This window comes from Hymenobacter terricola (genome assembly GCF_017921975.2).
In the GTDB taxonomy this organism is placed as follows: Bacteria; Bacteroidota; Bacteroidia; order Cytophagales; family Hymenobacteraceae; genus Hymenobacter; species Hymenobacter terricola.
In genome coordinates this window covers 320,176-332,271 of record NZ_JAGEMO020000001.1, presented here as the reverse complement: position 1 = coordinate 332,271, position 12,096 = coordinate 320,176, and the positions used below count along the sequence as shown (strand labels likewise).

6 protein-coding genes are annotated in these 12,096 nt (G+C 60.1%); all 6 read right to left on the bottom strand.

Annotated features, from left to right (window positions below):
- Window positions 1-105: 105 nt before the first annotated feature.
- The 6 genes from J4G38_RS01195 to J4G38_RS01170 all read right to left on the bottom strand — a co-directional run bounded on the left by J4G38_RS01195 (window position 106) and on the right by J4G38_RS01170 (window position 12,096).
- Window positions 106-429, bottom strand: a complete 324-nt coding sequence (locus tag J4G38_RS01195) for a hypothetical protein (RefSeq protein WP_210514400.1) — start codon at window positions 427-429, stop codon at window positions 106-108.
- 109 nt (window positions 430-538) lie between these two features.
- Complete coding sequence (locus J4G38_RS01190) at window positions 539-1,210, bottom strand: lipoprotein signal peptidase (RefSeq protein ID WP_210514398.1); 672 nt, start codon at window positions 1,208-1,210, stop codon at window positions 539-541.
- A gap of 279 nt (window positions 1,211-1,489) precedes the next feature.
- Window positions 1,490-2,158, bottom strand: coding sequence for a lipoprotein signal peptidase (locus J4G38_RS01185; RefSeq protein WP_210514396.1), 669 nt, complete (start codon window positions 2,156-2,158; stop codon window positions 1,490-1,492).
- A 301-nt stretch (window positions 2,159-2,459) separates the two neighbouring features.
- The gene (gene ileS, locus J4G38_RS01180; RefSeq protein WP_210514394.1) at window positions 2,460-5,945 is read right to left on the bottom strand and encodes an isoleucine--tRNA ligase; all 3,486 of its coding nucleotides are present in this window, start codon (window positions 5,943-5,945) and stop codon (window positions 2,460-2,462) included.
- A gap of 150 nt (window positions 5,946-6,095) precedes the next feature.
- Entirely contained in the window at window positions 6,096-8,537 is a 2,442-nt protein-coding gene (locus tag J4G38_RS01175) for an efflux RND transporter permease subunit (RefSeq protein ID WP_210514392.1), read from the bottom strand.
- A gap of 133 nt (window positions 8,538-8,670) precedes the next feature.
- Window positions 8,671-12,096, bottom strand: a complete 3,426-nt coding sequence (locus J4G38_RS01170) for a DUF7948 domain-containing protein (protein ID WP_210514390.1) — start codon at window positions 12,094-12,096, stop codon at window positions 8,671-8,673.

The following is a 12,096-nucleotide window of genomic DNA, read 5'->3' as shown; positions in this document are numbered from 1 at the left end:
AACGGACAATAAACAGAACGTCATGCTGAGCGTAGCCGAAGCATCTCTACCGCTTCGTTGAGGTATCAAGACACGCTAAGCAGTTTTGGGTAATCGAGTGGAATATTACTTCTGCTTTTTCAGCCGATTCTGCCTAAATCGAGCTATCTGCTTAGGAGTTGGTGTCTTTCGATAGGCTAGGTTCACGAACATTTTTTCGAGTTCGTCCATGTCTTCGCCCTCCGCCAGTTCTCGATTGTATTTGCTAAAAAGTATACTTCGTACTTGTGAAGCTTCATTCACAAGTTTGGGAGTGAACATGTACAATAAACCCCAAGCTAAATCCTCGTCGTTATCATGATAATGCCCACCAAGGCTTGCCAAGCCTACAACCACTTTCTCTAAAAGCGCAGTCACTCGGTACGCTTCATCTTCAGTTAATTCTCTCATAGAAAACAGCAAAAACGAGGTTTATAGCATTAAAAGCAACGAGGCGGTAGAGATGCTTCGACTACGCTCAGCATGACGTACTGTTATTGTGGATGCGGCCTCTTCCCTACTACGCCAGCTTCTCAGCGTCTGGAGCGACTAAGGGCACACTTTCGTTGTGCGGGGCGGATACCGGCTGCGATTCATTGAAAAAGCGGCTCTGGTTGAGCAGAATCAGCGCGACGCCGATGAAGATGGAGGAATCGGCGATGTTGAAGATGGGGAAGCCGCCGCTGTAGGAGCCGCCGATGAGGGGCCAGGATTTGGGGAAATAACCCACGTACAGCGGCACGTAAATCATGTCGATGACCTGGCCGTAGAACCAGCGCGTGGGCGAGCCTACAGGGGCATTATTGTAGATAATTCCGTAGAAAATCGAGTCGATTAGGTTGCCGAGCGCACCGCCCAGAATCAGGGCCATGCAGGCGATGTAGCCGGCCGCCACACGCTGGCGGCACAGGCGGATGATGTAGTACACCAAACCCACCACGGCGAGGCTGCGGAAAGCCGTGAGCACCAGCTTGCCGTAGGGGGCGGGCAGCTGCGCGCCGAAGGCCATGCCGGGATTCAGGGTGTAGTTCAGCTTGGCGAATTGGCCGAGAACGGGGATTTCGCCGGCCGAACCGGGCTGCATGTAGGTGTGCACGGCCCACTTCGAGAGTTGGTCGAGCACGATGATACTTAAAGCCAGCAGGAAGAATTTGGCGGCGGAATGCTGGCGGGTGGTCAGGGTTGGGTGCATTGCAGGCGGGATGGAGCTGCAAAGAACGGTATGTCGGCACGGAATCGCCCTCCGCGTCAACCTGACCCCCTCTCCAAAAAAGAGGGGGCACCAGACCTGCTTCTAGCGAGTTTTGGCTCATAAAAAGAGCCCGACACAATGCGTCGGGCTCCTTAAGTTTCTGCGTTTGCTTCGAACCGGTGCCCCCTCTTTTTTGGAGAGGGGGGTCAGGGGGTGAGGTTGACGGCAGGCGGCGCGAGCGAGATGCCTCGGCTTCGCTCGGCATGACGTTCAATAAATCTAAGCCAGATTCTCCGAGTCAGGAGCTACCAGCGGCTCGCTATGATTCGCTGCTACAACTGGCTCTTCCTGCTTGAAAAAACGGCTCTGATTAAGCAAAATAACGGCTACACCGATGAAAATGGAGGAATCGGCGATGTTGAAGATGGGCCAGAGCGAGACGTACTTTCCTCCTAGCAGCGGCCAGTTTTGGGGCAGAAAGCCTTCGTAGATATCCACGTAGAGCATGTCGATGACCTGGCCGTAGAACCAGCGCGTGGGCGAGCCGAACGGCGCGTTGTCGTAGATGATGCCGTAGAAAACCGAGTCAATCAGGTTGCCGACGGCCCCGCCGAGGATGAGGGCCATGCAGGCGATGTAGCCGGCAGCAGCGCGTTGCTTGCAGAGGCGGATGATGTAGTAGCTCAAGCCAAACACGGCCAGCAGCCGGAACCCGCTAAGAACCAGCTTGCCATACGGCGCGGGCAATTCGGCCCCGAAGGCCATGCCGGGGTTCAGCGTGTAGTGCAGCTTGGCCCAGTGGCCGATGAGGGGGATTTCGCCCGCCATGCCGGGCTGCATGTAGGTGTGCACGGCCCACTTCGACAGCTGGTCGAGGGCAATGACGAACAGCGCCAGCAGGAAGAATTTGGCCGCCGTTTGCTGGCGATTGGTGAGGGTTGGGTGCATTCAGGCGAGCCGAAAGTGGCGAGGCAACTAGGGAAAATGAGGTCAGATATCAAAGACAAAAGAACGTCATGCAGAGCGCAGCGAAGCATCTTGCCCGCTTCGAATGAGCCGTTGAAACGAAGCGGTAAAGATGCTTCGCTACGCTCTGCATGACTGTTCAAAGCACAACGTTCTTATTGTCATGTTTTATGCTTTTTATACCTGAATATCTGGTGTTTTATACGATTAAAGACGAGCTTATAGGCCCTTTGTACGGCAGAAGACTTGCCGGGGATTTCAGCTCCCGGCGAGTCGTTCAGCATCAGGCAGTTGCGACTTCCAAGAGGACCGGCACGGAGTAGTCGTCGAATTCGAGTACCGAGCCGCCGTTTACGTCGGCGGCGAAGGTGAGGACGAGGGCCTGCGTTTCGGTGCGGATGTAGTCGCCGAACGCGGCCACGGCGGCCGTGAGTTCGGGCTGTTGGTCGGCCAGGGTGACGCGGATTTTGTCCTGTACTTCCAGGCCCGAGTCTTTGCGCAGATTCTGGAGGCGGTTCACCAGCTCGCGCGCGAGGCCTTCCTGGCGGAGCTCATCGGTCAGGGTCACGTCGAGGGCCACGGTGAGGGGGCCGTCGGTGGCCACGAGCCAGCCGGGCAGGTCGTCGGTGCGGATTTCCACGTCGTCGGGAGCCAGGGTAATGGGCTGGCCATCAACTTCTACGGCGAGGGTTCCCTCCTTCTCCAGCTTGCTGATTTCGGCGGCCGTCATGGCCTGGATGCGGGCACCCACGGCCTTCAGGCGCGGGCCGTATTGCTGGCCGAGGCGCTTAAAATTGGGCTTCACCGACTTCACCAGCACGCCGCTTTCATCGTCCAGAAACTCGATGTGCTTCACGTTGATTTCGGCGCAAATCAGGTCCTCCACGAGGCCGACTTGCTCCTTGGTCGTGTCGTTCAGCACCGGCACCAGGATGCGCTGCAGGGGCTGGCGCACCTTCAGCACCGATTTTTTGCGTAGCGAGTGCGCCAGCGAGCTGATGCGCTGGGCCAGCTCCATGCGCTCCTCCAGCTTGGTGTCGATGCGGGTGGCATCGGACTCGGCCATCAAAGTAAGATGCACGGATTCAGGTGCCAAAGGAGTGTTTTTATCCACGGCCTCGGCGCGCATGCCGTCGGTCATGTTCTTGTACAGCCAATCGCCGAAGAAGGGCGCGATGGGCGACATCAGCTGCGCCACCACCACGAGGCATTCCTGCAGGGTTTCGTAGGCGGCGCGCTTGTCGGTGGTCAGTTCGCCCTTCCAGAAGCGGCGGCGCGAGAGGCGCACGTACCAGTTCGAGAGCTGGTCGGTCACGAAATCCTGGATGGCGCGGGCGGCCTTCGTGGGGTCGTAGGCGTCGAGGTGGCCGCGCACCTCCCCTATCAGGGTGTGCAATTTGCTGAGCACCCAACGGTCGAGCTCGCTCAAATCTTCCAGCGGCACGCGGCCGAATTCGGCCGTGCGGTAGTCATCCAAATTGGCGTAAAGCGCAAAGAATGAGTACGTATTGAAGAGCGTGCCGAAGAAGCGGCGCTGCACTTCGGTCACGCCGGCGGGGTCGAACTTGAGGTTGTCCCACGGTGGCGCGTTGGCGATGAGGTACCAGCGGGTGGCATCGGGGCCGTACTGCTTGATGGTGGCAAACGGGTCGACGGCGTTGCCGAGGCGCTTGCTCATCTTCTGGCCGTCTTTGGCCAGCACGAGGCCGTTGGCGATGACGTTTTTGAAGGCCACGGAGTCTTCCAGCATCACGGCCAGGGCGTGCAGCGTGAAGAACCAGCCGCGGGTTTGGTCCACGCCTTCGGCGATGAAATCGGCGGGGAAATTCTTCTGGAATTTATCGGCGTTTTCAATCGGATAGTGCCACTGGGCGTAGGGCATGGCCCCGGAATCGAACCACACGTCGATGAGGTCGGGCTCGCGGTACATGGGCTGGCCGGTAGGGCTGACGAGGAAAATATCGTCGACATAGGGCCGGTGCAGGTCCACTTTTTCGCCGTTGGCGTAGGGGTTGTGGGTCATGACTTCGGCGGCTACGGCCTTGTCAATCTCCGCCTTCAGCTCGGCGATGCTGCCGATGCAGATTTCCTCCGTCCGGTCCTGCGTGCGCCAGATGGGCAGCGGCGTGCCCCAGTAGCGCGAGCGGCTTAAGTTCCAGTCTACCAGGTTCTCCAGCCAGTTGCCGAAGCGGCCGGTGCCGGTGCTTTCGGGCTTCCAGTTGATGGTTTTGTTGAGCTCGATGAGCCGGTCCTTCACCGCCGTAGTCTTGATGAACCAGGAGTCGAGCGGGTAGTAGAGCACGGGTTTGTCGGTGCGCCAGCAGTGCGGGTAGGTGTGCTCGTACTTCTCCACTTTGAAGGCCGTACCGTCGCCCTTCATCTTAATAACGATGCTCTCGTCCAGCGTCTTGTAGTCGGCCCCCGACTCGTCGTGGCCGTCGTAGTTCTTCACCCAGCGGCCCGCAAACTCGCCCATTTGGGGCACGTAGCGGCCCGTCCGGTCCACAATGGGTCCGAGCGTACCTTCGGCATCCGGCACCATCAGCGCCGGGATATCCGCCAGCTGCGCGGCCCGGAAGTCATCGGCGCCAAACGTGGGCGAGATGTGCACGATGCCGGTGCCGTCCTCCGTGGTCACGAAGTCGCCGTTGATAACGCGGAAAGCCCGCTCCTCGCCTTCAAACGGCGTGAAATCGAACAGCCGCTCGTACTTGATGTCGATGAGGTCAGCGCCGGTGAATTCACCAAGGATTTGCCAAGTAGCAATTTTACCCTTGCGGTAAATTAAGCTTCTATCAGATTCTGATAGATACTCAGGCAGAGAACTTTGCTCATCGTAGAGAGGAACAGTACGCTGCCAAGCCATTGAGCCAATTGATGTTTCATCAACATTCTTACCATCTAAATCGAAGTAAGAATCAAACCGGCTTTTAGCAAGGACAACTGCTTGCTTCTTGAATGTATATGGGTTGTAGCAGCCTACGACTAAGTATTTAATTTTAGCGCCTATTGCAAGACCAGTATTTGCAGGTAGCGTCCAAGGCGTAGTGGTCCAAGCTAGAATGAATGTATCCAAGCTTTGATTCAGTCCTGAAAAAAGCTTCTCAGAAACCTCGTCCCGTTTCACCTTGAACTGCGCCACCACGGTCGTGTCTTTCACGTCCTTGTAGGTGCCGGGCTGGTTCAGCTCGTGCGACGAAAGGCCGGTGCCGGCGGCGGGCGAGTAGGGCTGGATGGTGTAGCCTTTGTAGAGCAAGCCTTTGTCGTAGAGCTTCTTGAGCAGCGCCCAGCAGCTTTCGATGTACTCCGGCTCGAAGGTCACATAGGGGTCGTCGAGGTCGACCCAGTAGCCCATTTTCTCGGTCAGGTCGTCCCACTGCGCCTTGAAGCGCATGACGGTTTCCTTGCAGCGCTGGTTGTAGTCCTCGATGCTGATTTTCTTGCCGATGTCATCCTTCGTGATGCCCAGCTCCTTCTCCACCTGCAGCTCGATGGGCAGGCCGTGGGTGTCCCAGCCGCCTTTGCGGGGCACTTGCTTGCCCAGCAGCGTCTGGTAGCGGCCGAAAATGTCCTTCACCGTCCGCGCCATGACGTGGTGGATGCCGGGCGCGCCATTAGCGGAAGGCGGGCCTTCGTAAAACACGAACGTGGGCTGGCCTTCGCGGCTGCTCACGCTCTTCTCAAAGATGCCGTGCTCCTTCCACCAGGCGAGGATGTCCTCGCCGAGCTGGCCGTAGTTGAGCGGCTGCTTGTATTCGGGGTATTTCATTGGGTTACTCGGTCAGTAAGGCCGTCATGCAGAGTGCAGCGAAGCATCTCGCGTGGGGCAGTAATTCAATTGTTTTGGCGTCAATGGTTACTGCCACAAGCGAGATGCTTCGCTGCGCTCTGCATGACGTTCTGGTAGTGAATGACGTTCTTAAATCGTGTAGTCGCCTTCGTAATCAGCGGCTTTGTGCATTTCTTTCAGGTTCAAATCGGCGTCGTCGTCCTCTTCGTGGTACGACTCGTCGTAGTGCCGAATCGGGGCTTTTTCGCTGATGTAGTTGCCTTTGCCGTGCTCAAAGGTGACCAGCAAGCAAGGCAACAAAATCAGGTTGGAAAAATTCGTAATCAGCAGCGAGGCCGACATCAGCATGCCCAGGGCCTTGGTGCCGCCAAACTCGCTGAAAGCAAAGATGCTGAAGCCCACCAGCAACACGATGCTGGTGTAAATCATGCTGGTACCGGCTTCGCTGAGGGTAACCGACACCGCTTCGCGCACCCGGTTGCCGTTCAGCACCATTTCCTGCCGGAATTTGGCCAGCAGGTGAATGGAGTTGTCGCCATCGATGCCCAGGGCGATGACGAAGATGAGCGCCGTGCCCGGCTTGAGCGGCAGCCCAAAGTAGCCCATGATGCCGGCCGTGAGAATCAGCGTCACGGCGTTCGGAATCAAGGCAAAAAGCACCGTGCGGGCCGACCGGAACAGGAGCAGCACCACCAGGCCCACCAGCCCAAAGGCCAGGAACAGGCTGTCGCGCAGGGTGTGGATGATGTACTCGTTGCCTTTGGTGAACAGAATGGTGGTGCCGGTGGGCCGCACGTCCATGCCCGTGCCGTTGAAGACGCGGTGCATCTCGGGCAGGATTTTTTTGTTCATCAGCGTGTCCAGGTTGCGCGAGCCGATGTCGGCAATCTTCAGGCTGATGCGGGCGCGCTGGCCGTCTTTGTCCACAAACGAGCGGAGCAGCTTGCTGTCCATGCCTGCGCCGGAGCCTTTGGAATTGGCCAGGCTGGTGAGGATGAAGTTCTTCTCCGAATTATCGGGCAGGCGGTAGAACTGGGGGTCGCCGTTGTAGTAGGCCTGGGTGGTGGCTTTCAGAAAAGTGACGATGCTGATGGGCGACGTGACTTCGGGCTGGGTGCGCAGGTAGTTCTCAAACTGGTTGATTTTCTCCAGGTTTTTGAGTTTCAGCAGGCCCTGCTTCTTGTGGGTGTCGACTTCAAATTCGAGCGGCATCACGCCGTTGAAATGGCGCTCGAAAAAGCTCAAATCGGCGTTTACGGAGCTGTTTTTGGGCAGGTCGTCCACCATGAACGACACGGCTTCGATGCGCCGAATGCCGATGGCGGCCCCGATTACGAGTATCAGCGCGGTCACGTACACGGTGGGGCGGCGGTCCATCACGAGGTGGTCGAAAAACTCCAGCAGCTTGGTGAGCGGCGCGGCATCGAGGTGCTCCAGCTGCTTGGGCGTGGGCGGCGGCAGGTAGGTAAACACGGCCGGAATCAGGATGAAGCTGATGATGAAAGCCACGAAAATGTTGATGGTGGCCACCAGCCCGAACTGAAACAGGATGGCAATGTCGGTGAAGCAGAACACGAAAAAGCCGATGGCCGTGGTCGTGTTGTTCATGAGCGTGACGAGGCCGATTTTGCGGATTACCCGCGTCATGGCCAGCATCTGGTTGCCCGATTTGCGGTAGTCGTAGTGGTAGCGCGAGAGCAGGTAGGTGCAGTTCGGGATGCCGATAACGATAATCAAACTCGGGATGAGGCCGGTGAGCAGGTTGATTTTATACCCCAGCAGCACGATGGAGCCGATGGCCCAGATGGCCGTGACGGCCACCACCAGCAGCGGAAACACCACGGCGGCCCAGGTGCGGAAGAAAACCAGCAGCGTGATGCCCGTGACCACCAGCGCCAGCAGGGTGAAAAACGTCATTTCCGAGCCCACTTTGCTCGTCATCGTGTAGCGCACGTAGGGCAGGCCGGCGTAGTGCAGGCGGATATTGGTCTTCTGCTCGAAGGCTTTGGCGAAGCCCAGGATGTTCTTCATCACGGCCTGGCGGCGCGAGGAATTGAGGTAGCTGGGGTCCATGGTGAGGGCCAGCAGCGTGGCCCCGGTGCGCGGACTGATGAGCTGGCCCTTGTAGAACTCGACGCGGTTGACCTCGCGCATCAGGCTGTCGAGCTCGTGCTGGGTGCGCGGAAACGTCTTGAAAATGGGCGTGGCCCTGAACTGGTTGGTGGCCGTGTCCTTGCGGATGGCCAGCAGCTTGGTCACGCTCAGCACGCCGCTCACGCCTTCTACTTTGGCCAGCGTATCGGTGAGGGTGCGCAGCTCGTTGAAGTTGCCCAGGCGGTACACGGCGCTATCCTGCAGGCCCAGCACCAGCACGTTGGCATCTTCGCCGAACTTCTTTTTGAACTGCTGAAAGAAGACCATGTCCGGGTCGTTCGGACTCACCACCTGGGCGAAGTCGTAGGTCATTTCCACGTCCTTGGCCTTCCAGGCCATGAACACGGTGATGACGGCCAGCACCGCAATCAATGAGAGGCGAAACCGGATGATGAACAGCGCGATGTTTGACCACATAAAACCCTGCAAAAAGGCAAAGTTACGTACGCACGGCGCGGGGCGGCCAACGCGGCCGGCAGCGGCCCCAAAACGAAACTGCCCCCGGCGGTAAGCCGGGGGCAGTTGGGCAATCTAAAAAATTGGTGGAAAGCTACTTTACTACCTCAATCCAGCCCTTCCAGCTTTCGCCGCTGGCGTTCACCAGGCGGTAGTAATACACGCCGGGTGCGGTGCCGGCATCGCCCCAGCTGTCGGTGTAGTTTTTCTGCTCGAAAACCAGCCGGCCCCAGCGGTTAAAAATCTGGATATCGACGCTTTGCGTGGAAACGAACGGCCGGAAGGTGTCGTTCTGGCCATCATTGTTGGGGGTGATGATGTTCGGCAAATCGAAGCCGCGCACCTTCACCGGCACGATGAGGGACTCCTCGCAGCCGGGACCGTAAACGGCCGTCAGGCGCACCTGGTAGGGCACGGTGGGCGCGGCGGTGGCGTAGGTGTGCGTGGGGCTCACATCGGTGCTCACGGGCGTATTGTCGCCAAAATCCCAACGGTAGCTGGTGGCACCCGTGGTGGTGTTGGTGAATACCACCGGCTTGTTGACGAGGTTGGGCGAGCTGGCGGTGGCGGCCAGCACGGGGCGCGGGGCCACGTTCACCTGCACCGAGTCGCGGCCCTGGCAGCCGGTGGCGTTCACGATACGCACCAGGTAGCGGGTGCTGGCGGCGGGGCTCACCGTCACGTTTTGGCCGGTGAGGGTGGGCTGGCCGGGCGCCGTCCAGGTGTAGGTGGCGCCAGCACCAAAGTTGGCCACGCTGAGGGCCGCACTGGCACCGGGGCAAATGGTGCGGGCCGGACCCGCCGATACCACCAGGCGGGACAGCACTTTCACCGTCACGGTATCGGTGGCCGAGCACCCGCCGGCACTGGCCGGCGTGCTAATCGTGACCGTGTACCGGGTGGTGGCCGCGGGGCTCACCGTGATGGTGGGACCGGTGAGGGTGGGCTGGCCGGGGGCCGTCCAGGTATAGGTCACAGTGGGGGTGAGCGTGGCCTGGTTGGTGGCCGTGAGGGTGGCCTGCGAGCCCACGCAGATGGTTTGGCGGGCGCTGACGGCCACGCGGGGCTGCGGCACGGCGTACACCGTCACGGTATCAACCGACGTCACGCTTTGCAGGCAGCTATTGGTGTCGAACACCGTCAGCCGCACGGGGTATTTGCCGGGGGTCTGGTAGGTGGTGGTGGCGTTGTTGGCCTGGGTTGAGGTTTGGCCATTGCCGAAATTCCACAGCGTGCTGGTGCCGTTGGCCGAGGGCCGGTTGAAGTAAAACTGGGCCGGCGCGCAGAGGTTGGCCTGGCGCACGATGCTGGTGGGCGTGGTGGCCGGCACAAAGCTGGCGCTGAGCTGCAGCACGTCGATTTTGAAGGCGGCATTGTTCCAGCTGGAGCCGTTGCTGGCCGACCAGGCGTTCGGGGTGGTGGGCAGCACGCCGCTGCCCACGCACATTGACTGGTAGATGATGCCCTTTTTGTCGAAGCGCGACGTGCCGCCGTCCACGTGCGCCGAGCCGTTGCCGAAGAACGTGCCGTACACCAGCCGTTGCGCATCGCCGGAGAGCTGCGCGATGTAGAAGTAGCCAAAGCTGCTGGTGCCGCCGGTGCTGCGGATGGCGTCGGGCGTGACGGGCATGCCGGCGTTGTTGCCGCCCCAGCCCGAAATCATAATCTGCCCGCAGTTATCCACCAGGAAAGCCGTGGGCGAAATCTGGCCCAGCGTGCCGTTGCCGATGACCGTGGAGTACAGGCTGGTGTTGAGGCGGGCATTCAGCTTGTGAATGAACTGCCGGCTGTTGGCATTGCCGTACAGGCCCGTGCTGATGGGGTACGTGCCGTCGGTTTGGCCGTAGGCGTACACTTCGCCGCGCTTGTTGAGCTGCACGAAGTAGGTTTGGTCGTAGCTGGAAGTGCCGAGGTACGTGCTTTGCACCAGGTCGTCGCCGCTGCTCGAAATGCGGGCAATGAAGCCATCGGCCGTGCCCCCGGAAAACGTGGGCTTGAAGCCCCCAATAGCCCCCGGAAAGTTGGCGCTGACTGTGCCACCGCCCACAAACACGTTGTTCACGCTATCCAGCTGCACCGAATAGGCCGCGTCGGTGTTGTTGCCGCCCAGGTAGTTGCTCCACACCAGCGCCGTGAGGCCGGTGTTGAGCTTGGCCACCACCGCATCGGAAGCGCCCCCGCCGGAGGTCCGCTGGAATGCCTGCGCGGTGACGGGGAAGTTGGTGGATTGCGTGATGGAGGCAATGTAGATGTTGTTCTGCCGGTCGGTGGTCACGTCGCCGCGGTAGGCGTCGCCGTAGTTGTGGCTCAGGTTGCCGGTTACCTGGCCATCGGCGGCGGTGCCGCCCAGGAAGGTCGAGGCCAGCAGCGTGGTGCCGGTGGGGTTCAGCTTGCTCAGAATAATATCGGCCACGCCGTTGAAGGTGCGGTCGTAGGCCGTGGTGCTGGTGGGGTAGTTGCTGGAGCTGGTCGAGCCCAGAATGACCAGGTTGCCGGCGCGGTCCACCACCAGGCTGTGCGGGTGGTCGTCGGAGCTGCCGCCCAGGTACGTGGCGTACACGCGGCTGGTGGCCCCGGTAGTGGCCGAGGGGTTGTACTTGATGATGCCAATGTCCTGGCTACCGGCAAAGCTGGCGCTGTAGGCCCCCAGCGTGGTGGGGAAGCCCAGCGAGAACACCACTCCCCCGGCGTAGAGGTTGCCCAGCGAGTCGTAAGTGGCGGTGTAGCCGTAGTTGCTGGCCGTCGAGCCGCTGTAGCTCGAATACACGAGTATCGGGTCAATCACCAGCGGCAGGGCGTGGTTGTAGTCCTGCGGCAGGCTGAATTTCACGGTATTGCCGGCGCCCAGGGCGTATTCGCAGGCCACGCGCTGGCGGTGGCCGTCCACTACCTGGTAGGCGTAGGGGCGCTGCTCCACCACCGTGCCCACCGTGGTGCCGATGTGCAGGGCGCCGCCCACTACCGCCAGCTTGGTTTGGCCGGCGTAGCGCAGCGCGATGCGCTTGGCATCGGCCCCGGCGGCCAGCTCAAAATCGTATTCCAGCACCCGCTCTTTGCTGTAAAAATGCAGGTCGATGCCGGGGTAGAGGCCCTGGTAGCGCACTTCGCCGTAGCCGGGCACCTTGCTGGCCCAGCGGCTCTCGTCGTTGCCCAGGAAATAGCTGCTGTAGCCGGGCAGCTGCGCTTCACCTTTCACCAGGGCCTGGGCATTGGCGCCCACAAACGTGGTGGAATAGGCATGCGCCCGAATGCGCTGCTGGTCCGACGTTTCGGCCGAACGGTGGTGCAGCGCGTCCACCTGCTTGCCATCGTACAGGGCCTGCACCAGGCGGCCGCGCTCCAAAAACAGCCGGCCGGCGGGCACATCGGCCGCAAAAAGCACCGGCTTTTCCCATTGCCGCTGGTTGGCGATGAATTCGACGGTGGCCGCCGGAGCGGGCGCTACTGCCCTGGGTGGGCCTGCCAGCGCGGGTAATGCAACCAAGGCGAATCCTATCTTCAGAAAGGTAGTTGTGGGCAT

What these genes read in the sequence shown, in the direction of transcription:
- J4G38_RS01195 (WP_210514400.1), bottom strand. Translation starts at nt 429, where the DNA reads ATGAGAGAATTAACTGAAGATGAAGCGTACCGAGTGACTGCGCTTTTA.
- J4G38_RS01190 (WP_210514398.1), bottom strand. Translation starts at nt 1,210, where the DNA reads ATGCACCCAACCCTGACCACCCGCCAGCATTCCGCCGCCAAATTCTTC.
- J4G38_RS01185 (WP_210514396.1), bottom strand. Translation starts at nt 2,158, where the DNA reads ATGCACCCAACCCTCACCAATCGCCAGCAAACGGCGGCCAAATTCTTC.
- ileS (WP_210514394.1), bottom strand. Translation starts at nt 5,945, where the DNA reads ATGAAATACCCCGAATACAAGCAGCCGCTCAACTACGGCCAGCTCGGC.
- J4G38_RS01175 (WP_210514392.1), bottom strand. Translation starts at nt 8,537, where the DNA reads ATGTGGTCAAACATCGCGCTGTTCATCATCCGGTTTCGCCTCTCATTG.
- J4G38_RS01170 (WP_210514390.1), bottom strand. Translation starts at nt 12,096, where the DNA reads ATGCCCACAACTACCTTTCTGAAGATAGGATTCGCCTTGGTTGCATTA.